General features: G+C 70.2%; 20 protein-coding genes and 1 tRNA gene. 8 read left to right on the top strand and 13 right to left on the bottom strand.

All coding sequences use genetic code 11. The annotated features are described in order from the left end of the window. Positions 1-226: 226 nt before the first annotated feature. The gene (locus KUM49_RS22485; protein ID WP_217238698.1) at positions 227-706 is read left to right on the top strand and encodes an SsgA family sporulation/cell division regulator; all 480 of its coding nucleotides are present in this window, start codon (positions 227-229) and stop codon (positions 704-706) included. 80 nt (positions 707-786) lie between these two features. On the opposite strand, the gene KUM49_RS22480 is transcribed toward KUM49_RS22485, so the two are convergent. Continuing rightward, the gene (locus tag KUM49_RS22480; RefSeq protein WP_217238697.1) at positions 787-2,202 is read right to left on the bottom strand and encodes an FAD-binding oxidoreductase; all 1,416 of its coding nucleotides are present in this window, start codon (positions 2,200-2,202) and stop codon (positions 787-789) included. 92 nt (positions 2,203-2,294) lie between these two features. Here KUM49_RS22480 and KUM49_RS22475 point away from each other — a divergent pair, with 92 nt between their 5' ends. Further along, the gene (locus KUM49_RS22475) at positions 2,295-3,740 is read left to right on the top strand and encodes a lipopolysaccharide assembly protein LapB (protein ID WP_217238696.1); all 1,446 of its coding nucleotides are present in this window, start codon (positions 2,295-2,297) and stop codon (positions 3,738-3,740) included. Positions 3,741-3,744: 4 nt separating this feature from the next. On the opposite strand, the gene KUM49_RS22470 is transcribed toward KUM49_RS22475, so the two are convergent. After that, a complete protein-coding gene (locus KUM49_RS22470; protein ID WP_217238695.1) occupies positions 3,745-4,602 on the bottom strand; it encodes a Teichoic acid biosynthesis protein C (Precursor) in 858 nt (285 codons plus the stop codon). Positions 4,603-4,638: 36 nt separating this feature from the next. Then, complete coding sequence (gene hppD, locus KUM49_RS22465; protein WP_217238694.1) at positions 4,639-5,784, bottom strand: 4-hydroxyphenylpyruvate dioxygenase; 1,146 nt, start codon at positions 5,782-5,784, stop codon at positions 4,639-4,641. A gap of 124 nt (positions 5,785-5,908) precedes the next feature. Between hppD and KUM49_RS22460 the strand changes: the two genes are divergently transcribed. Genes KUM49_RS22460 through KUM49_RS22440 form a run of 5 tightly spaced genes read left to right on the top strand, consistent with a single transcriptional unit; the run spans position 5,909 to position 10,123 of the window. Next, complete coding sequence (locus KUM49_RS22460; RefSeq protein ID WP_308406698.1) at positions 5,909-6,400, top strand: Lrp/AsnC family transcriptional regulator; 492 nt, start codon at positions 5,909-5,911, stop codon at positions 6,398-6,400. A 22-nt stretch (positions 6,401-6,422) separates the two neighbouring features. After that, positions 6,423-7,070, top strand: a complete 648-nt coding sequence (locus KUM49_RS22455) for an ABC transporter permease (protein ID WP_217238693.1) — start codon at positions 6,423-6,425, stop codon at positions 7,068-7,070. Next, positions 7,063-8,340 (top strand): ABC transporter ATP-binding protein, encoded by a 1,278-nt coding sequence (locus tag KUM49_RS22450; RefSeq protein ID WP_217238692.1) that lies wholly within the window; start codon positions 7,063-7,065, stop codon positions 8,338-8,340. The genes KUM49_RS22455 and KUM49_RS22450 overlap by 8 nt, the downstream gene beginning before the upstream one ends. Further along, positions 8,337-9,161 (top strand): ABC transporter permease, encoded by an 825-nt coding sequence (locus KUM49_RS22445; RefSeq protein ID WP_217238691.1) that lies wholly within the window; start codon positions 8,337-8,339, stop codon positions 9,159-9,161. The genes KUM49_RS22450 and KUM49_RS22445 overlap by 4 nt, the downstream gene beginning before the upstream one ends. Continuing rightward, complete coding sequence (locus tag KUM49_RS22440) at positions 9,158-10,123, top strand: glycine betaine ABC transporter substrate-binding protein (RefSeq protein WP_217238690.1); 966 nt, start codon at positions 9,158-9,160, stop codon at positions 10,121-10,123. Before KUM49_RS22445 ends, KUM49_RS22440 begins: the two co-directional genes overlap by 4 nt. A gap of 84 nt (positions 10,124-10,207) precedes the next feature. On the opposite strand, the gene KUM49_RS22435 is transcribed toward KUM49_RS22440, so the two are convergent. The 6 genes from KUM49_RS22435 to KUM49_RS22410 form a co-directional block, all read right to left on the bottom strand. Next, entirely contained in the window at positions 10,208-10,999 is a 792-nt protein-coding gene (locus KUM49_RS22435; protein ID WP_217238689.1) for a S16 family serine protease, read from the bottom strand. Positions 11,000-11,278: 279 nt separating this feature from the next. After that, a complete protein-coding gene (locus KUM49_RS22430) occupies positions 11,279-11,920 on the bottom strand; it encodes an IclR family transcriptional regulator (RefSeq protein WP_217238688.1) in 642 nt (213 codons plus the stop codon). Between the two features lie 398 nt (positions 11,921-12,318). Next, positions 12,319-14,112 carry a DEAD/DEAH box helicase gene (locus KUM49_RS22425; RefSeq protein ID WP_217238687.1) on the bottom strand — a complete coding sequence of 598 codons (1,794 nt, stop codon included), beginning with the start codon at positions 14,110-14,112 and terminating at the stop codon, positions 12,319-12,321. A 141-nt stretch (positions 14,113-14,253) separates the two neighbouring features. Then, positions 14,254-14,628 carry a type II toxin-antitoxin system death-on-curing family toxin gene (locus tag KUM49_RS22420; RefSeq protein ID WP_217238686.1) on the bottom strand — a complete coding sequence of 125 codons (375 nt, stop codon included), beginning with the start codon at positions 14,626-14,628 and terminating at the stop codon, positions 14,254-14,256. Further along, positions 14,625-14,837: a hypothetical protein gene (locus KUM49_RS22415; protein WP_217238685.1), complete on the bottom strand. Its 213-nt coding sequence runs from the start codon at positions 14,835-14,837 to the stop codon at positions 14,625-14,627. The genes KUM49_RS22420 and KUM49_RS22415 overlap by 4 nt, the downstream gene beginning before the upstream one ends. A gap of 71 nt (positions 14,838-14,908) precedes the next feature. After that, positions 14,909-16,348 (bottom strand): MFS transporter, encoded by a 1,440-nt coding sequence (locus KUM49_RS22410; RefSeq protein ID WP_217238684.1) that lies wholly within the window; start codon positions 16,346-16,348, stop codon positions 14,909-14,911. A 216-nt stretch (positions 16,349-16,564) separates the two neighbouring features. Between KUM49_RS22410 and KUM49_RS22405 the strand changes: the two genes are divergently transcribed. Beyond that, positions 16,565-16,636, top strand: a tRNA-Cys gene (locus KUM49_RS22405). A 159-nt stretch (positions 16,637-16,795) separates the two neighbouring features. Here KUM49_RS22405 and KUM49_RS22400 read toward each other — a convergent pair. The 4 genes from KUM49_RS22400 to KUM49_RS22385 form a co-directional block, all read right to left on the bottom strand. Then, positions 16,796-17,653, bottom strand: coding sequence for a DUF6551 family protein (locus tag KUM49_RS22400; protein ID WP_217238683.1), 858 nt, complete (start codon positions 17,651-17,653; stop codon positions 16,796-16,798). 133 nt (positions 17,654-17,786) lie between these two features. Beyond that, on the bottom strand, positions 17,787-19,049 hold the full coding sequence (locus KUM49_RS22395; protein ID WP_217238682.1) for a site-specific integrase: 1,263 nt from the start codon (positions 19,047-19,049) through the stop codon (positions 17,787-17,789). 84 nt (positions 19,050-19,133) lie between these two features. Then, positions 19,134-19,361, bottom strand: coding sequence for an excisionase family DNA-binding protein (locus KUM49_RS22390; protein WP_217238681.1), 228 nt, complete (start codon positions 19,359-19,361; stop codon positions 19,134-19,136). Positions 19,362-19,699: 338 nt separating this feature from the next. Further along, complete coding sequence (locus KUM49_RS22385) at positions 19,700-21,247, bottom strand: YfjI family protein (protein ID WP_217238766.1); 1,548 nt, start codon at positions 21,245-21,247, stop codon at positions 19,700-19,702. Positions 21,248-21,249 lie beyond the last annotated feature (2 nt).

Below are 21,249 nucleotides of genomic sequence, written 5' to 3'. Positions count from 1 at the left end.
GTCCGTCGTCCCGTATCTGCTCGGGGGTCAACTGGGGGCCTCCACATCTATCAGACCGGCGCAACCCCCACCGCCAGTCCCACGGGACCCACTCCTTTTGAGCACCCTCGTGACGCTGCCGGGAAAAAGTTCCGCGAACCCGCGTAATGGTTCCGGCGCCACCTCCTCTCTCCTCGTACGGGCCCACCGCGGGCCCCCGCACGAGGCGCGAGGAAGGACACACGCCATGGATCACACCGTTGTGGAGCGCGAACTCGAACTCAGGCTCATCCTGTCGCCGGAGCGCAGCATCCCGGTCCCGGCCCTGCTGAGCTACCACACCGACGACCCGTACGCCGTCCACATCACCTTCCACATCGACTCCGGTCACCCGGTGGACTGGACGTTCGCCCGCGAACTCCTCGTGGAGGGGGTGTTCCGGGCGTGCGGGCACGGGGACGTGCGGGTGTGGCCGGCCAAGGTGGAGAGCCGCAGCGTCGTCCTGATGGCGCTGAGTTCACCTGATGGTGACGCGCTCCTGGAGGCGCCGACGCCGCAGGTGTCCGCCTGGCTGGAGCGGACGCTGAGGGCGGTGCCCCCAGGGGCCGAGGGGGAGCAACTCGGCATCGACGATGGCCTGGCCGAGCTGCTCGCCCCGACCCCGGCCGACGGCCTCCGGCTGCGCGCCCCTTGGCCGAGCGACGAGTCGAAGGACGGAGGTGAGTGAGCCGCAACCATCAATTGAGGAACCACGACGGCGATCAGCCAGGTCCGCGAGAGCGGCGGCGGTTCAGCCGCAAAGAGGTGTCAGAACAGCTTGCCCGGGTTCAGGATTCCCAGCGGGTCGAACGCCGCCTTGATCGCCCGCTGCATCTCCATGCCGACGGGGCCGATCTCGCGGGCCAGCCACTCCTTCTTCAGGACGCCCACGCCGTGCTCGCCGGTGATCGTGCCGCCCAGTTCCAGGCCGAGGGCCATGATCTCGTCGAAGGACTCGCGGGCGCGCCGGGACTCGTCGGGGTCCTGGGCGTCGAAGCAGACGGTCGGGTGGGTGTTGCCGTCGCCGGCGTGGGCGACGACGCCGATGGTGAGCTGGTACTTCTCGGCGATCCGCTCGGTGCCCTCCAGCATCTCGGCGAGCCGCGACCGGGGCACGCACACGTCGTCGATCATCGTCGTGCCCTTGACCGCCTCCAGGGCGGAGAGGGACAGCCGCCGTGCGTGCAGGAGGAGTTCGGACTCGGCCGCGTCGTCGGCCGGGACGACCTGGGTGGCGCCCGCGGCCTCGCACAGCACGCCGAGGGCGGCGAGGTCGGCGGCCGGGTCAGCCGTGTCGAAGGCGGCCAGCAGCAGGGCTTCCGTGCTCTCCGGCAGCCCCATGTTGGCGAGGTCGTTGACGGCCTTGACCGTCGTGCGGTCCATCAGTTCGAGGAGGGACGGCACGTGGCCGCCCGCCATGATCCGGCACACGGCATCGCAGGCGGCGGCCCCGGAGGCGAACTCGGCCGCCAGCACCAGCTGCTCGGGCGGCTGCGGCCGCAGCGCCAGGGTCGCCCGTACGACGATGCCGAGCGAGCCCTCGGAGCCGACGAAGAGGCGGGTGAGGTCGTACCCGGCGACGCCCTTCGCGGTGCGGCGGCCGGTGGACATCAGGCGGCCGTCGGCGAGGACGACGTCGAGCCCGAGGACGTACTCCGCCGTCACCCCGTACTTCACGCAGCACAGCCCGCCGGAGGCGGTGCCGATGTTGCCGCCGATCGTGCACATCTCCCAGCTGGAGGGGTCCGGCGGATAGCAGAGGCCGTGTTCGCCCACCGCGCGGGAGAGCGTGGCGTTGACGACCCCCGGTTCGACGACGGCGATGCGGTCGACCGGGTTGATCTCCAGGATCCTGTCCATCTTGGTCAGGGACAGCACGATGCAGCCGTCGGAGGCGTTGGCCGCGCCGGACAGGCCCGTGCGGGCGCCCTGCGGGACGACCGGGACGCGCAGCTCGGTGGCGGTGCGCATGACGTGCTGGACCTGTTCGACCGTGCGCGGCAGCACGACCACCGCCGGGACGCCGGCCGGGCAGAAGCTGGCCATGTCGTTGGCGTAGGAGGCCGTGACGTCCGTGTCGGTGAGGACCGTCTCGGCCGGCAGAGCGCTCAGCAGACGGTCGACGAGGTTGCCGGTCGCCGCTGTGTCTTCGGCGCGGGACGCTTCGCTACGGCTCATGATCACAGCTTCGCACCGGGGGCCATCGGTGTGAACCCCGTGTACGGCAGCCGCCGTACGGCGGATCGTGCTCGTCGTGTTGACGCACAGTGAGCGCCATGGAGAACCAGCAGGAGGCTCCGGAGCAGGCCCCGGAGGAAACGGCGGTACGTCGCTCGCGGCTCGACCGGCGGGCGCTGATCGCCTCCGTCGCCGGGTGTGCCGTGCTCGGCGGGGTACTGATGCTGCTGCCCTGGGAGCGGACGGTGACGCGGGCTCCCGCGCCCGCCCCGGGCGCGCAGGCGCTGACGGCGGTCACGGCCGGGGTGCCCGCCGCGCTGCCCGACCTGGCGGAGCTGATCGACGACCGCGAGAGCCATCTGCGGGCGCATCCCCGGGACGCGCAGTCGTGGGCGGTGCTCGGGTCGGCGTATGTGGAGCAGGGGCGGCGCACCGCCGAGCCCGGGTACTACCCGCGGGCCGAGAAGGCGCTGCGGACCTCGCTCAAGGTCGTCGCGAAGGGGAACGCCGAGGCCCTCGGCGGTCTCGCGGCCCTCGCGAACGCGCGCCGGGACTTCCGGGCGGCGCGGACGTGGGCGGAGGCCGCGCGGAAGCTGGAGCCCAAGCGGTGGACCACGTATCCGCTGCTGATCGACGCCCACACCGGCCTCGGCGACTACAAGGCCGCCCACGCCTCCCTCGAGCGGCTGCTGGAGCTGCGGTCCGGGCCGGCCGTGATGGCGCGGGCCGCGGCCGTCTACCGCGACCGGGGCTGGCGCGAGGACGCGGCCGCCCAGCTCGCGGACGCGGCGGCGGGGGCCGAGGCGCCGGCCGAGCAGGCGGCGTACCTGGAGCGGGCCGGGCAGCTGGCCTGGGAGCGCGGCGACCGCGAGGTCGCGCTGCGGCACTTCCAGGAGGCGGTGCGCATCGACCCCGACCAGCGGGCCGCGCAGGCCGGGCAGGGGCGGGCGCTGGCGGCACTGGGCCGGCCGACGGAGGCGCTGAACGCGTACCGGGCGGCCCTCGCCAAGCAGCCCTGCCCGCAGTACGCCCTGGAGCTGGGCGAGTTGTACGAGACGCTGGGGCTGGGGCAGGCCGCGCGGGTGCAGTACGACCTGCTGCGGGCGCAGGTGCGCAGCGCGGCCGTCGGTGGAGCCGACGAGGAGCTGGTGCTGGGGCAGTTCGAGGCGGACCACGGCGATCCCCGGGCGGCGGTACGGCGGTTGCGGGCCGAGTGGGCCCGTCAGCCGGGGATCGCGGTGGCCGACGCGCTGGGCTGGGCGCTGCACCGGGCCGGGGCCCACGAGGAGGCGCTGCGGTTCGCCGTGACGGCCACGGACAAGGCCAAGGGGGGTGGCGTACGAAGTGCGCTGTACGCGTACCACCGGGGCATGATCGAGCGGGATTTGAAGCGGCAGGGGCCCGCGCGGCGGCATCTGGAGGAGGCGCTGCGGATCAATCCGTACTTCTCGGCGGTGCGGGCGCGGGCGGCCCGGGCGGCGTTGGCGGAGTTGGGTGAGCCGTCCTCGGAGGAGTTGCCGGTGATGGACGCGAAGGCCGGGTGAGCCGTCAGGTCAGCGGCTTGTAGTAGATCGAGAACTTGCGCGCGCCGGCCGCGCCCGAGGCGAGCCCCAGGCACAACCGCGGCTCGGGGGTCGGGCGGATCGCGAGGCCCTCCGGCTCCCGGTAGTCGAGGGAGTGGCCGGCTCCCGTGCGCTGTCGCTGGACCAGCTTGCCGGTGCGGAGGTCGAGGCAGGACAGGTAGGCATTGCCGCGTTCGGCGGGCGGGTTGGTGCTGTCGTCATAGGCCGTGCCGGCGAGTTGGTAGACGTGCTCGCCGTGCAGGGCCCACCCCTGGAACGCGATCGCGGGGTCGGGGTGCGCGCCCGGCTGGGGGATGTCGGCGATCGGGTCGGAGTAGTCGTGGGCGGCGAAGGCGTCGAGGTCCCAGACGCGGTAGCGGGGCTTGCCGCCCATGCGGTGGCGGACGGCGATGCGGTTCGAGACCGTGCAGACCGAGGGCTGGTTGCTGGTGGAACCCGGTATCGGCTTGCGTATCTCGACGTCCTCGGCGGTGCGGACGGCCCCGTCGACGAAGCGGAAGCGGGTGACGCCGCGGCCGTAGCCGCCGCGTGAATCGGCCTCGGTCCAGATCCAGACGGTGCCGTCGGCGGCGTGCTGCACGCCCATGCTCACGCCGTGTCCGAAGCCGTGCAGGTACATGTGGCCGAGGCGGTTGCCGTCGTAGTCGAGCTTGTTCAGGCACAGGTTGCCGGCGGCGCCGCCGCCCCGTCTGACCTGAAGGACGTACAGCCGCTTGTGCACTTCGTCGAAGGCGAAGGACTGCAGGACCGTGGACTCGCGTAACGATCCCTTCTTCCACAGCCAGCGGACGGCCGGCGCGGCCAGGTCGATGCGTTCGTCCACGGTCCCCCCTGATACCGGCGGGGTCCAGGTCCGTCCCTAGAGGTTGCCCCGCTTCGCCTGCTCACGTTCGATCGCCTCGAAGAGGGCCTTGAAGTTGCCCTTGCCGAAGCCCATCGAGCCGTGTCGTTCGATCAGTTCGAAGAATACGGTCGGCCGGTCCTGGACCGGCTTGGTGAAGATCTGCAGAAGATATCCGTCCTCGTCGCGGTCCACCAGGATCTTCAGCTCGCGCAGGGTCTCGACGGGGACGCGGGTGTCGCCGGCCCACTCGCCGAGGGTGTCGTAGTACGAGTCGGGGGTGTCGAGGAACTGCACCCCGGCCGCGCGCATCGTCCGTACCGTGGCGACGATGTCGTTGGTGTTGAGCGCGATGTGCTGGACGCCCGCGCCGCCGTAGAACTCCAGGTACTCGTCGATCTGGGACTTCTTCTTGGCGATCGCGGGCTCGTTGATCGGGAACTTGACCTTGAGGGTGCCGTCGGCGACGACCTTCGACATCAGGGCGCTGTACTCGGTCGCGATGTCGTCGCCCACGAACTCCTTCATGTTCGTGAAGCCCATGACGTTGTTGTAGAAGCCGACCCACTCGTTCATCCGGCCGAGCTCGACGTTGCCGACGCAGTGGTCGATCGCCTGGAAGGTGCGCTGGGCGGGCGGTTCGACGATGGGGGCGGCGGGGACGTATCCGGGCAGGTAGGGGCCGTCGTAGCCGGTCCGCTCGACGAGCGTGTGGCGGGTCTCGCCGTAGGTGGCGATCGCGGCGAGGACGACCGTGCCGTGCTCGTCCTTCAGCTCGTAGGGCTCGGTGACCGGGCGGGCGCCGTGCTCGATCGCGTAGGCGAACGCGGCGCGCGCGTCCGGGACCTCGATGGCGAGGTCGACCACGCCGTCGCCGTGCTCGGCCACGTGCTGGGTGAGGAAGTGGCCCCAGGGGGTGGCGGGCTTGATGACGGAGGTGAGGACGAAGCGGGCGGAGCCGTTCTCGAGCACGTACGAGGCGGTCTCTCGGCTGCCGGTCTCCGGTCCGGAGTACGCGACCAGCCGCATGCCGAAGGCGGTGGAGTAGTAGTGCGCCGCCTGCTTGGCGTTGCCCACGGCGAAGACGACCGCGTCCATTCCCTTGACCGGGAAGGGGTCGGCCTGCCAGGCGGTGTCGGGAGTGTGGTGTGTGGTCTGCGTCATGCCGGAAGCGTCACCCGCCGAGGCAAGGTGCGCAATAGTTTGCGAATGTGCTGGGCAATCTGCTCAGTGTGCTGCCCGTTCCCGCGGGCCTTCTGTACAGGATGACCAGCGCCGGGAGGCTGCCGTGGTGACGACCGACGGGATCGACGGGCTCGACGGACGGATCATCGTGCTGCTGGCGCGGGAACCGCGGATCGGGGTGCTGGAGATGTCCCGGCGGCTCGGGGTGGCGCGAGGGACCGTGCAGGCGCGCCTGGACCGGCTTCAGTCGAATGGCGTCATCCGCGGATTCGGTCCGCAGGTGGACCCGGCGGCGCTCGGCTACCCGGTCACCGCCTTCGCCACCCTGCAGATCCGGCAGGGGCAAGGTGCCGACGTGCGGGCGCACTTGGCGACCGTGCCGGAGGTGCTGGAGTTGCACACCACCACCGGCAGCGGGGACATGCTGTGCCGGCTGGTCGCCCGCTCCAACGCCGATCTCCAGCGGGTCATCGACCGGGTTGTCGGTTTTGATGGGATCGTCCGGGCCTCCACCGCGATCGTGATGGAGAACCCCGTTCCGCTGCGGATCATCCCGCTGGTGGAGCAGGCGGCGGAGGACCGGGAGCGATCCTGACGGCGACCTGAGGTGAGCGCTGGTGAACTTCTGGGAGTACCTCGGCAACCGGCACCAGCAGTTGCTGACGGACGCCTACCAGCACGCGAGCGCCGTGTTCCAGTGCATGGTCGTGGCGACGCTGCTCGGGGTCCTGATCGGCGTCGCCACGTATCGCAGCGAGTGGGCGGGCGCCTTGGCGACGACGACCACCTCGACCATTCTGACCGTCCCGGCGCTCGCGATGATCGGTCTGCTCATCCCGATCGTCGGCCTGGGCGTCCCGCCCACGGTGATCGCCCTGACCCTGTACGGGCTGCTGCCCATCGTGCGGAACTCGATCGTCGGCCTGCGCGGGGTCGACCCCTCGCTCGTGGACGCCGCGAAGGGCATCGGCATGTCCCGGCTGCTGCGGCTGGTGCGGGTCGAGCTGCCGCTGGCCTGGCCGCCGATCCTGACCGGGATCCGGGTGTCGACACAGATGCTGATGGGCATCGCGGCGATCGCCGCCTACGCCTCCGGACCCGGCCTCGGCAACGTCATCTTCCGCGGTCTCGGTTCCCTCGGCAGCAAGAACGCGCTCAACCAGGTGCTCGCGGGCACGCTCGGGATCATCATCCTGGCCCTGCTGTTCGACGCCGCGTACGTCCTGCTCGGACGGCTGACCATTCCCAGGGGGATCCGTGTCTGAGACATCGACGAACGGGGCGACGTACGGGACCTCGACGAGCGGGGCGACGACCGGCGCCACCATCGAGCTGGTGAACCTCACCAAGCGGTATCCCGGCAACCCCGGCCCCGCCGTCGACAACGTCAACATGGAGATCAAGGCGGGCGAGATCGTCGTCTTCGTCGGCCCGTCAGGATGCGGCAAGTCCACGACACTCAAGATGATCAACAGGCTGATCGAGCCGACCGGCGGCCGGATCCGCATCAACGGCGAGGACGTCACCGACATGGACCCGGTGCAGTTGCGCCGCAAGGTCGGGTACGCGATCCAGGCGTCCGGCCTCTTCCCGCACATGACCGTCGCACAGAACATCGCGCTCGTACCGAGGATGGCCGGCTGGCCGAAGGCGCGGATCAGGAACCGGGTCGAGGAGATGCTCGACCTGGTCGGACTCGACCCCGGCGAGTTCCACGGCCGCTATCCGCGGCAGCTCTCCGGCGGCCAGCAGCAACGCGTGGGCGTGGCGCGGGCGCTCGCCGCCGATCCACCCGTGCTGCTGATGGACGAACCGTTCGGCGCGGTCGACCCGATCACCCGCGATCACCTCCAGGACGAGCTGATCCGGCTCCAGCACGAACTGCACAAGACGATCGTCTTCGTCACGCACGACTTCGACGAGGCGGTCAAGATCGGTGACCGGATCGCCGTGCTGCGCGAACGCTCGCACATCGCCCAGTTCGACACCCCGGAGGCGATCCTGACCAACCCGGCGGACGACTTCGTCTCCGGGTTCGTGGGCGCGGGGGCGGCCCTGAAGCGGCTCAGCCTCAGCCGCGTACGGGACGTGGAGATCACCGACTACCCGACGGTGGCCGTCGACGACCCGCTCCAGGAGATCTTCGGCAAGCTCCGCTCCAGCCACACGAACGAGATCCTGCTGCTCGACAAGCGGGGCCGGCCCTACAAGTGGCTCAGACGCGGCGACCTGATGCGCGCCAAGGGCTCGCTGGCCCGTGCCGGGACGCTGGTGAGCGACACGGTGACCCGGGACGCCACCCTGCGGGACGCGCTGGAGGCGGTGCTCACCGACAGCTCGGGGCGGGTCGCGGTCACCGGGCGGCGCGGCGAGTACACGGGCATGGTCGACATGGAGACGCTGACGAACTCCGTGCACGACCTGCTGGAGGCGGACCGGCTGGAGGCGAGGGAGCACCGGCACCACCTGGAGGAGCTGCGGGCCGCCCAGACGCACGCCGAGCAGGAGGGCGCCGGAGGGGGAAAGAAGGCGTGACCACCCCCGAGCTGGACGAAGAGGACCGGGGCGAGGTCGAGGTCGAGGCCGAAGCCCCGCCACCACCGCCGGCCGCCCCGAAGCCGCGCATCACCTGGCAGAAGCTGACGCTGCTGCCCGCCGTCCTCGTCGCCGTCCTGCTGGCGACCTGGCTGTGGTTCCGGCAGGCCGACCTCGACCCGCTCACCGAGAACGCGCTGTCGGACGGCCAGGTGTCGAAGGCACTGTGGCAGCACATCGAACTCACGGCGATCTCGACGTTCTTCGTTCTGATCATCGCGATCCCGCTGGGGATCCTCCTGACCCGCAAGGCCTTCCGGAAGGCGACCCCGGTGGCGATGACGTTCGCCAACATGGGCCAGGCGACCCCGGCGATCGGCCTGCTCGCCCTGCTGGTCATCTGGCTCGGCACGGGCATGAAGGCGGCCCTGATCGGCATCATCACCTACGCCGTGCTCCCGGTGCTGTCGAACACGATCACCGGACTGAAGGAGAACGACCCGACGCTGCTGGAGGCGGCCCGAGGCATCGGCATGTCCCCCACGGGGGTGCTCAGGAAGGTGGAGCTGCCGCTCGCCGTCCCGCTGATCCTCGCGGGCGTCCGCACGGCCCTGGTCCTCAACGTCGGTACGGCGACCCTCGCGACCTTCGGCGGAGGCGGCGGCCTGGGCGTCCTGATCACCACCGGCATCACCAACCAGCGGATGCCGGTGCTGGTCCTCGGCTCGATCCTCACCGTCGCCCTCGCCCTGCTGGTCGACTGGCTGGCGTCGCTCGCCGAGCTGCTGCTGCGGCCGCGGGGGCTGGAGGTGGGGACATGAGAGGGCGGACGGATCTGCTGCTGGCCGCGACGCTGGTGTCGGCGAGTGCCTGCGGGCTGACCAGCGGCTCACCGATGGTCGACGACGTGCGGCCCGGCTCGATCGGCAAGGGGCTGCCGCTCGAGGGCGCCGACCTCACCGTGACCTCGAAGGAGTTCACCGAGCAGCTGATCCTCGGCGCGATCATGGGCATCGCCTTCGAGGCGGCCGGCGCGGACGTGCTCGACCGCACCGGCATCCAGGGTTCCATCGGCGCCCGCGAGGCGGTCAAGTCCGGTGACGCCGACGGCATGTACGAGTACACGGGCACCGCGTGGATCACGTACCTCGGCAACAGCGACCCCGTCACCGACCCGCGGGAGCAGTGGCAGGCGGTCCGCGACGCCGACCTGGAGAACGGCCTGACCTGGCTGGCTCCGGCGTCCCTCAACAACACCTACGCCCTCGCGACGAACCAGGCCAACCACAGGAAGTACGGCACGAGGACCCTCTCGGACGTCGCCGCCCTGGTCAGGAAGAACCCCGGCGCGGTGACCCTGTGCGTGGAGAGCGAGTTCGCCAACCGGGCGGACGGGCTGCCGGGCATGCAGAAGGCGTACGGCATGAACGTCCCCGCCGGGAACATCACGCAGATGGACACCGGGATCATCTACACCCAGGCCGCCAAGGGCAGTTGCGCCTACGGCGAGGTCTTCACCACCGACGGCCGCATCAGGTCCATGAACCTCGCGGTGATGCGCGACGACGAGAAGTTCTTCCCCAACTACAACGCGGCGCCCGAGATCAACACGAAGTCCCTGAAGAAGTGGCCGGCCATCGCCGACGTCCTCGGCCCGATCACGAAGAAGCTGGACAACGCCGTGGCCCAGGAGCTGAACGCGAAGGTGGACGTCGACGGGGAGGACCCCCACCAAGTGGCGCTGGACTGGCTGACGGAGGAGGGGTTCGTCAAGGAGGGGTGAGGACGTACGGACCAAGGGTGACGAACGCCTGGCCGGTCGTCCGGTCTGCCGGTCGTCCGGTCTGCCGGTCAGCCGGTCAGCCGGTCAGCAGCTCGGTACGGAGCCTTTCCCGCTCTCCAGTGCCGTCAGCGCGTTCACCGCGCCCTTCAGCGTGGTCACCGGGATCAGCCGGAGGCCCTTGGGCAGTTCGGACTTCGCGTCCGAGCACTCGGCCTTCGGCACCAGGAACACCGTCGCCCCGTCCCGTCGCGCGGCCTGCGTCTTCAGGGCCACTCCCCCGACCGCGCCGACCTCGCCGTTCGCGTCGATCGTGCCCGTGCCCGCGATGGTGCGGCCGCCCGTGAGGTCGCCCCCACTGCCGTCGCCGTCCAGCTTGTCGATGACACCGAGGCTGAACAGCAGACCGGCGCTCGGGCCGCCGACGTCGGCGAGCTTCAGGGTGACCTTGATGTCCTGGTCGGCGAGGTCCAGGTGGTTCAGGGCGGCCTCGGTCGCGGCGTCCTGGGACTCCTTCATCTGCGCGGTGTTGTGCTGCTCGATCTCCTTGACACTCTGACCGCTCGGATAGACCGCGTCGCGCGGCATGACGGCCCGGTCCGTGGCGAACCAGGCGTCGAGCACGTCACCCAGGAAGACGTCGGTGTCCGGATTGGTCGCCTCGATGGTCGTCATGCGCAGCTGACCGGACGTGTCCCGGGTCGGGGCGCCGGAGATCGTGATCACCGGGGTGCCCTCGTTCTCACCGAGGACGTTCGCCGTCATCCCGGGCTGCGTCAGCGAGAACGGCAGCGGCGCGAAGGCCGCCGTGGCGAGCAGGCCCACGACGGGCAGGGCGCAGACGGCGACGGCCCGGGGGCGCGTGAGGCGAGAGAGCACAGGATCAATCTAACGCGACGACCATGTCCGGCCCGGGGCCGGTCAGCCCGCCCCGGTAGCCGCGAGGCAGCCGCGCCCGTGGCTGCGGGCAGTCGTGCCGCTGGGGCGGCACGGGTGGGCGCAGCTACGGGCAGTCGTGCCGCTGGGGCGGCACGGGTGGGCGCAGCTACGGGCAGTCGTGCCGCTGGGGCGGCACGGGTGGGCGCAGCGGCACCCCGCGAGCACGGGCGAGCGAACCCACCCGCCCGCCCACCCGCACCAGCCACTGCTCAGCGCACGTCAGCGCAAAGCCTCCGCAACCTCCCGCGCCGCATCCACCACCCGCGGCCCCACCCGTTCCGGCACCGCATCGGCCAGCATCACCACTCCGACGCTGCCCTCCACCCCCGTGACCCCGATCAACGGCGCGGCCGCCCCACTGGCACCCGCCTCCAACTCCCCATGGGTCAGGGTGTATCCGGCGTCGTCCACGGCCTGCTGCCGGGCCGCGAGAATCGCCCGCCCCGCGGCCCCCCGGTCCAGCGGGTGCCGGAACCCGGCCCGGTACGCCACGTGGTAGTCCGTCCACGTCGGCTCGACCACGGCGACGGCCAAGGCCTCCGCCCCGTCCACCAGCGTGAGGTGCGCGGTCGCGCCTATGTCCTCCGCCAGCGATCGCAAGGCCGGCAACGCCGCCTCACGTACCAGCGGATGCACCTGGCGGCCCAGCCGCAGCACGCCGAGCCCGACCCGGGCGCGACCGCCCAGGTCACGCCGTACGAGCGCGTGCTGCTCCAGCGTGGCGAGCAACCGGTACACAACGGTCCGGTTGACGCCCAGTCTGTTGGATAGCTCGGTGACGGTCAGCCCGTGGTCCGTATCGGCCAGCAGCTTGAGGACCCGCAGTCCCCGGTCGAGCGTCTGAGAGGTCTCCGCGGTCACGACGCCCACTCCTCCAAGTGGTGAGGTCGGCAGCCCCCTGGCTGGTCAGATGCGTCACCGAGTCCCGTCGGCGACGCGCTTCAGAGGCCGCCGATCGGCCGGCGGCCCGGCCAGTTGCCGGACCGCGTCGCTTCACGGCTGCGCTCCGCGGCGGCGCTGCCACGGGGCGTGTGCGTAGCCGGACAGTAGCGAAGGCGGTTCGCTGAGCGGAAGGCTACGTCCAGAATCCGGGCACTGCACGGCAGGGACTGCGTCACTTTGTCCGCATACGTCCGGCGCATAGCCCCCGGCGTGCACCACACCCGCACAGAGCGCACACGCCCGCACACGCCACAGCACACGCCCGCACCGAGGCGAGCGCGTCGGACCTGACATCCCCGAGCGGCCCGCGTCCGGCGTCACCGCATCCGCGTGGCCCACTCCTGCACCTTGGCGATCCGCTGCCGCAGTTGCCCGGCCGTGGCCTCGGCGCTGGGCGGCCCGCCGCACACCCGCCGCAGCTCGGTGTGGATCACGCCATGAGGCTTGCCGCTCTGATGGACGTACGCGCCGACCATCGTGTTGAGCTGCTTGCGCAGCTCCATCATCTCCTTGTGCGAGACGACCGGACGCCGCTCGGCGGGCAGTTCCAGCAGGTCGGCCTCCTCGTCCGGCTTCTTGCGGCTGTGCGCGATCTGCCGGGCCTGCCGCTTCTGGAGGAGGAGCTGCACCTGGTCGGGCTCCAGCAGTCCGGGGATGCCGAGGTAGTCCTGCTCCTCCGCACTTCCCGGGTGGGCCTGCATGCCGAACTCGGCGCCGTCGTAGAGGACGCGGTCGAAGACGGCCTCGGACTCCAGTGCCTCGAAGGAGAACTGTTCCTGCTCGCCGGTGTCCTCGTCCTGCTCCTTGTTCGCCTCCTCCATCTCCTTCTCGGACTCGGCGTACGGGTCCTCCTCGCCCTCCTTCTTCGGCTTGTCGAGGGCGTGGTCCCGCTCCACCTCCATCTCGTTGGCGAAGGTGAGCAGGTCGGGGACTGTCGGGAGGAACACGGAGGCGGTCTCGCCGCGCCGCCGGGACCGTACGAAACGCCCGACGGCCTGCGCGAAGAAGAGGGGAGTCGAGATGGTGGTGGCGTACACGCCGACGGCGAGCCTCGGGACGTCGACGCCCTCCGACACCATCCGCACCGCGACCATCCACCGGTCGTTGCTACTGCTGAACTCGTCGATCCTGTTGGACGCCCCGGCGTCGTCGGACAGCACGAGTGTCGCCTTGTTGCCCGTGATCTCCCGGATGAGCTTGGCGTAGGCGCGGGCGGAGTCCTGGTCGGAGGCGATGACGAGCGCCCCGGCGTCCGGGATGCCCTTCCTGACCTCGGTCAGCCGCTGGTCGGCGGCGCGCAGAACGCTGGGCATCCACTCGCCGCGCGGATCCAGGGCGGTACGCCAGGCCTGGCTGATCGCGTCCTTGGTCATGGGCTCGCCGAGCCGGGCGGCGATCTCGTCGCCCGCCTTGGTCCGCCACCGCATGTTGCCGCTGTAGGACAGGAAGATGACCGGCCGGACGACCCCGTCGGACAGAGCCGACCCGTAGCCGTAGGTGTAGTCGGCGGCGGACCGCCGGATCCCGTCGTTGCCCTCCTCGTAGGCCACGAAGGGAATCGGGTTGGTGTCCGACCGGAAGGGCGTACCGGTCAGCGCGAGCCGTCGGGTCGCCGGCTCGAAGGCCTCCAGACACGCCTCACCCCACGACTTGGAGTCACCGGCGTGGTGGATCTCGTCGAGGATGACGAGGGTCTTGCGCTGCTCGACCCGGTTGCGGTGCAGCATGGGCCGCACGCCGACACCGGCGTACGTGACCGCGACACCCTGGTAGTCCTTGCCGAGCGGGCCCGCGCTGTACTCCGGGTCCAGCTTGATCCCTATCCGGGCGGCCGCCTCGGCCCACTGCTTCTTCAGGTGCTCGGTCGGCGCGACGACGGTCACCTGCTGCACGACGTGGTGGTGCAGCAGCCAGGACGCCAGCGTCAGCGCGAACGTCGTCTTCCCGGCGCCGGGCGTCGCGACGGCGAGGAAGTCACGCGGCTGCTCCTGGACGTATCTCTCCATCGCACCCTGCTGCCAGGCACGCAGCTTGCCGGCGGTGCCCCAGGGGGCCCGGCCGGGGAAGGCGGGGGAAAGGTGGTGGGAGGAGGAGGCGGCGGTGGTAGTCACGGTCTCCGTCGGTGGGTGGTCGGGCGGCTCGGCGGAACTACTGGGACAGCTGGGCTACGTATGACAACCGGGCCACCCTACCGGCGGCCCGGTGGTGTCAACGTGCGGACAAGGCCGGGTAGCCCGTGGGTGGGACCCACGTCACAGCAGTCGCAGCCGCCCCGCGATCGCGGAGACCTCGCTCTCGTTCCCGGAGGCGACATCGATGACCAGGTCGTACGCGGTGTCCTGGTCGCAGTGTTCGAGATCGACTCCGTTGACCGCGAGGAAGGTCGCGGCGGCGAGCCAGGCGGTGCGCTTGTTGCCGTCGACGAGGGGGTGGTTGGTGGCGATGGCGTGGAGGAGGGCGGCGGCCTGCTCGTACAGGTCGTCGTACGCCGTCGTACCGAACATGCGGGCGCGTGGCCGGTGCACGGCGGAGGCGAGCAGCCCGGGCTCCCTGGCCTCGGGCGGCCGCCCGCCGAAGGCGACCTCGGCGAGTGCGGTGACCTCCGCGACGGTGAGGTGCCGGGTCATTCGCCGAGCCTCTGCAACAGACCGGCGTGCGCCGAGGCGAGCCGCTGTCCGGCTGAGCGCACGCGCCGGGCCTCGTCGTCCAGATGGCGCCGTACGGCCTCCCGCGCGAGGTCCTCGGGGAGGCGCCCGGTGGCGTCCGCGAGGTCGTCGAGATCCCGCCGTGTGTCGGGCGGCAGGGAGAGGGGCAGGGGGAGGCCGAACTCGTGCATGCCGGTCAGGATAGGAGTGCGCCCGGGAACCGGCGAGCGCATTACGGCTCACCTCTCCCGCACCCGTGTGGTCACCGCTCCCGCACCCGCGTGGTCACCCAGGCCCCCAGCAACGCCACCCCCGCCATCGGCAGGAACACCGCGGCGAAGGCCGCCGGATGGGACCCCGACGCCTCCGTGGCCGTGTGGCTCACCGTCCCTCCTCCCAGGGCAGCGAACGCCGCGCCGCCGATCGCCAGGAGGATCACGTTGGACAGGCCGTCGGACATCTGGAGGGCGGCGGAGTTGGTGCCGGCCTCCTCGGGGGCGGAGAGGTGGAGCAGGAGCACGCTGGTGGAGGAGATCACCAGGCCCATCCCGAAGCAGCCGAATGCCCAGGCCACGGCGAGGACCCAGGCGGGCACGGCCGGGATCAGCACACTCGGCGCGGCGGCGATCGCGGCGGCGACCAGCACCATCCCCGCCGTCATCAGACGCTCCCGGTACGGTTCCACCCGCCGGCGCGACTGCACCCACGACCCCAACGCCCACGTCCCCCCGCCCGCCGCGAGGGAGAAGCCGGCCGTCGTCGGCGACAACCCCCGCTGGGTGACCAGCATCAGCGGCACGAACGACTCGGCGGCGATGAAGGACCCCGCCGCGACGCCCCGCAACAGCACGACGGAGGGCAGCCCGCGCGCCGCCCGGTAGGTGCCGCGCGGAAGCAGCCCGAGAACGGCCGGCACGAGCAGTGCGACGCCGACAGCGGCGGGGAGGAGCGAGAGGGGGCGCAGATCCTGGGCCGCGTACTGGAGGAGTCCGGCGCCGAGCGAGATCCCGAGGGCGAGCCGGATGCGGCGCCGGTCGACCGAACCGCTCCCCGCGCCCCTCTGCACCGCCCCGGAGGCCAGCCGCCGTATCTGCGGCAGCGCGAGCGCCAGCGGAAACACCACCAGCACCGGTATCCCGACGAACACCCACCGCCACCCCAGATGCTCGGTCACCGCCCCCGAGGCGAGCGGGCCCACGATCGACGGCACGACCCAGCTCGCCGCGAACGCCGCCATGATCGCGGGTCGCAACCGCTCGGGATAAGCCCGCCCCACCACGACGTACAGCGCGACGATCACCAGCCCGCCCCCGAGCCCCTGCACCGCCCGCCCGAGGATGAACAGCCACATCACCCCCGCCGTCCCGGACAGCACCAGCCCCGCGGCGAAGGCCCCGATGCCGGCGGTCAGTGGTCCGACCGGCCTCCCGCGGTCGGACCACTGCCCGGAGAGCACCATCCCGAACAGAGAGGTCGTGAAGTACCCGGAGAACGCGAACGCGTACAACGAGACCCCGTCCAACTCCCGCGCGGCAACCGGCATCGCCGTACCGACCGCGGTCGCCTCGAAGGCGATGAGCAGGACGACGGAGACGATCCCGACGCTGAGCGCCCGGTACGGCCGGCTCAGCACCGTCTCGTCGACGCGGGGCAGGTCAGGGCTTTCCACGACGCCGTTGTCACGCGGCTCCAGAACGGTCATGGTCGCCAGCGTAAGGGCCACGGGGGTGTTTGACCCCTGTCGGGAGAAGGTCCCGACCCGGGACCTTGGTCGTACGACCACCCCCACGCACCGCCCGTTCATGAACGGCGTATGGCAGTCCCGTTGCGGCACCCGCGATTCCCTTGAGCCCCCTGCCCGCCCCGCCGTACGGTCGTCTCACCAAGTCCGGAACGGAGCACCACGCTCCACCGACACGGCCGTATGCCCGAGTGGTTCAGGGGCTCGCCTGCAAAGCGAGTTACGTGGGTTCGAATCCCGCTACGGCCTCTACCGCCTTCACCAGGTAAAACGATAGGGCGGCACCCCTCCGGGGGTGCCGCCCTATCGGTCGTCCGTCTCAGTTCCCGTCTCAGTTAGCGGATTCGAGCGAAGAGAGCACGGCACCCCTTGCCGCAGGTAAGGGGCAGGGCACCGCGCCTGTTGGGACTACTCGAAGATGTTCGGGATGGGGAGACGGTTAGTGCGGCGGCTACCATTCCAGGCGGAGGCGACCGCGATGTGAGCAGCCTTGAGGCGACCCTTCGTGCCGTCAGCGCGGGTGTTGCCGTTGGTGGCCAGGTTATGGATTTTCTGCCGGAAGTTAACCGGGTTCCCCTGCCGCTGGAGCCTCTCCGCCAGGACCTTGGGCTTGACCACGCCGGAGTGTTTGGACATCACCGTGGCGATGCCACCGAGGATGACGGAGTCCCAGGTGTCGGGGGTGCGGCCCCAGGCGTCCTCGGCGATGGTGAGCGCCTCATCGAGGCTCTCAGGGCCGTACTCGATGACGATGCCGAGGATTCCCTTGATACCGCGCAGGCCGTTGACGCTGCGACTGCCAACCTTGAGCTGATGCTTCTCCAGAACGGTGTTCGTGTCCACGAAGAGCGGGTGCCCCGCCAGCCGGCCAATCCTGAACTCGTCGTTCGCGCCGACCTTCGAGGACTCCTTGTTCTTGATGATGAACAGTGACGCCTCGTTGGCCATCGACAGGCCGGAGTGGACCTCGCAAGTGATGGTCTGGACAGCCTTGCGCACCTCCTCCGAGACCGAGACCTTCCCGGACAGGATGAGCTGGCAGGCGTAGACGCGGTGCATGCCGTCCACCGCGTACAGACCGTCCTCGCGGTGCGAGAGGATCGGCGTCCCGAGGGCCGTGGGGACAAGCTTCTCAGCAATGGCTTGCGCACGGGCCTTGTTGAGATTGCGCTGCGCGCGGGGGTCGAACTTGATAGTCATCGGATCCACCTTGATGTACTCGATCGGGTGGTCCGGGATGTCGTAGCTGTAGTCCTTGCCGGACAAGGCTTCCCCCCTCTGTGTCAGCACCCCAATGGGGGTGCTGACGACACATGTCTGCTCCCGAATGCGGGAGACTGCGACCAAGCGGCGATCAGAGTATCGGACAACTGGGCCATTCGGAGGCCAAGTTCACTTGCTAGGGCAAGCCCTCGCCGTCGTGGTCCGCTGGCCGAATTGCATCGGACTTCCAGATGAGGCCGTCCACTTGCCTCGCGACGTCGGCCCGCACGGCATCCACCATGTGCTGATATCGAGCGGCCATGGCGGTGGTCGACCACCCCATGAGGCCCATGACGGCACGCTCGGGGACACCGAGGATGAGCAAGACCGTCGCTGCCGTGTGGCGCGCGTCGTGAAGGCGTCCGTCTCGGACGTTCGCCTCCGTGAGGAGTGCCTTCCACTCGGCCCAGTCCCGACGGTGGGACGGACTACGGCCGTGTTCATCCGGGAAGACCAGTTGGTTCTCCTCCCAGCGATTCCCGGCCGTCGCCCGCTCCCCTTCCTGCGCCTTGAGGTGGGCACGGAGTAGGTCGACGAGTTGCTCGGGAAGACCGACGGCGCGGCGGCCGGCGCGCGACTTGGTGGTGGCCAACTCCGGGTTCGTGCGACGCCTCTGCGGGCAGTATCCGGCGGCCTTGCGACCGCAGGGGTCCGCGCACCCGTGGGTGTACTGCGGCCGGTGACGACTACGGCGGACCACGAGGAATCCACCGTCAAGGTCCACGTCGTCCCACCTCAGACCAAGCACTTCCCCTTGTCGCAGTCCGAGCGCGAGGGCGATGGCCCAGCGAGCTGAGTTGCGCTGCTGGTCAGCAGTTTTGAGCAACCGCTGTACCTCTTGGACGTTGTAGGGCTCTACCTCGTGTTCCCCCGTTTTCGGTGCCTTGGCCAACTGGACGGGGTTCTTGCCGAGATGCCCGCGCCGTACGGCTTCGTTGAGGGCGGTGCGGAAGGTTCGGTGCACCTGGTGAGCGGTCGCGGGCTTACTGCCGTTGGCCTGCATCTTGGCGTAGAACGCCTCGATGTGCTCAGGCTTGAGCCTGTCGAGACGGTGAGCACCCAAGCCGGGGATGAGGTGCTTTCGCACGGCGACGCCGTACCCGACCATCGTGTTGTCGTTGACGGCGAGGGGCGCGACGTTCTCAATCCAGTGCGTCAGCCAGGCCTTGACCGTCCACGCCTTGCCGGGCTTCTTCACGGTCTTGGCGTCGCGTTGATTCTCCAACTCGCGTACGGCGCCCGTCACTTCGGCGCGGGTCTTGCGTTCCACGTGGCGGCGGTCCGGGGTGCCGTCGTCTCGGATGCCGACGGTGACGCGGCCGTGCCACTTACCGTCTTTGCCCAAGTAGATCGAGCTACGGCCGTTGGGCTGTCGAGTGCGCTTCTGTTCCTCTGCCACGGGCAGACTCCTGATTCTCGGTGTCGGGATAGAGACCGGAGCGGCGGGCTGTCCTGTCCGGGAGTGCCGCCGCCCCGGGCGTCGTCAAGCGGCTTGGTGGGCGGTGCGGAGACGGGTGACATACGCGGCCGGCGCGTCGGCGGGGACGCGGCGGAGACCGCCGACCATGACGGACTCCAGTTCGCCGGTGCGGATGAGCGCGAAGCATGTGGTCCGGCCGATGCGGAGTCGACGGGCGGCCTCTTCAACCTTGAGGAGAACCAACGTGGCGTCGTCGTCTGCGGGGGTCGCGAGGGTGCCGTGTTCGTCCAAGGCTCACTCCGATGAGGCTGATTTCACGGGCAGATGCCGCCGCACAAACCGCAAAATCCGCAGAAAAGCCGGGGATGGGTGCTGACCTGAGGTGATGTGATGTGCGGGCGGTGGTGGACAGTGCTCCGCAGAAACCCGCGATATTCCGCAAAAATCAGGGGCGGCCAGTGACCGGCCCCGGTGGGTGGGGTGGTGCTCGGTTTTTTTGCGGAATATCGCGGGATTGTGCGACGGGCCCCGGCCGGGATGGGGCGGGGGCCGCGTCGCAGGTCAGCGGGGGCGTCCAGGGTTATTGCGGATTTCGCGGTTTGTGCGGGAGGGGTCTGGGCGGGTAGGGGTCACCGGCCGCCGTGGCGCAGGGACGGGTGGGCGGCGAGGCGGGGGGCCGGCGGGCGTCCGCGCTTGCCGGTGCGCTCCGGCTGGTAGGACCGCAGATAGCCGTGGTCTTCCAGCAACGCGAGGGCCGGTTCGAGATCCGCGACGGTGGGGACCTCGCTGCGGGACAGGACGGTGAACACATCCCGTCGGCTGACGTCCTCCCATCCGTTGTCCCTCAGCGCTTCCAGGACGCTGCGGGCGCGGGACAGGACGGGGTCGGCGCCCATGACGTCGAACACGGCGAGGGCGTGAGCGGTGTAGTACTCCCCCAGCTCAATCGCCGCATCCATGGTGGCGGCGGTGACCGGGTGGGCGTAGCCGTTGCCGCCATGTTCGGCGAGGTGCAGCAGCGCGGCCATGCGGGCGGTCGCTCCGGCTAGTTTTCCGGCCCAGTTGGAGATGTGACCCAGCTTGCCGCCACGTGCCTTGAGCTGCGGTTCGATGCGCTTCTGATACGTGATCAGGGCCGCGTCGGCTTCTGAGGTGAGCTGGATGACGGCCGGGTCGGTCCACTCCGCCAGGGACAGGGTGAGGTCGATGACCTTCGCGGTGTAGGTGGCGGCCGTCTGCTCGGGGACCGGGTCGGTGATGATCTCGCGTTCGCCGACCGTGGACACCGGGAGGGAGTACAGGAAGCGGGCCAGCAGTCCGCGTCCCTCGAACCCCTTCACCTTGCCGATGTCGCGCAGCACATCCGGCTGTACGGCGAGGCCGATGGTGAGGGCGGGGGCGTCAATGTACTCGCGGCGGGTCTGCCGGTTGACCCGCAACCGGTCCCCGGCATGGCCTTTGAGGAAGACTTCCATGTTGGGGGCGCCGGAGTAGCGGCCGGCGATGATGTCGAAGATGCCGCCCTCGGCGCTCATCACCGACAGCCGGCCGCCCTGTTCGGCCATGAGCGAGGTGACCGTCTCGGGTGTCGAGTCGTCCGCCAACAGCACGGGTTCAGCGGGGATGGTGAGCGTGTCGGCCGTCTGCGCGAGGCCGACGGCCGTGGCCACCATCTCTTGCCGCTTGTCGCCGTCGGCGGACGCGGCCTTGGCGGCGGCTTTGTCCGCCGCTTCCTTGGCCAACCGCGCTGTCAGCTCCGCTTCGACGATGACGGGCTGCATCGCGGTCTTGAGCTGTTTCTCAGCCTCATAGAGGGGGTTGGCCAACAGCGAGAAGACGGCGGACTTGCGGTTGGCGGGCGGGAGCGCGACCACCGTGAAGAGGTTGGTCGGCTCACGCCAGTTCCCGCGCACGTGGACCACCGACCGACCACCGGCCGCCGTGGCGAGCACGGCGAGGGCGACCGAACCTGCAAGGTCCACCGGGGTCTGCGTCTCCTCCGCGACGGCCACCACGAACTCCCCCAGCCAGGTGGGGAACACCTGGGCGGGGAACGGCGGACGCTCACGGCGGCCGGTGAGGGGAATGGGGTCCTCCCACACGTCGGGGGCCGTGTCGTCCTCGCCGGGCGGGTCTTCCAGGGTGGGCAGTCCGACCCACAGGTCGGGGCTGTCCACAG

The sequence above is a fragment of the Streptomyces sp. AC555_RSS877 genome (assembly GCF_019049245.1).
Taxonomy (GTDB): Bacteria; Actinomycetota; Actinomycetes; order Streptomycetales; family Streptomycetaceae; genus Streptomyces.
Note: the sequence above shows the minus strand (reverse complement) of the source record. Positions and strands in the feature narration are given on the sequence as shown.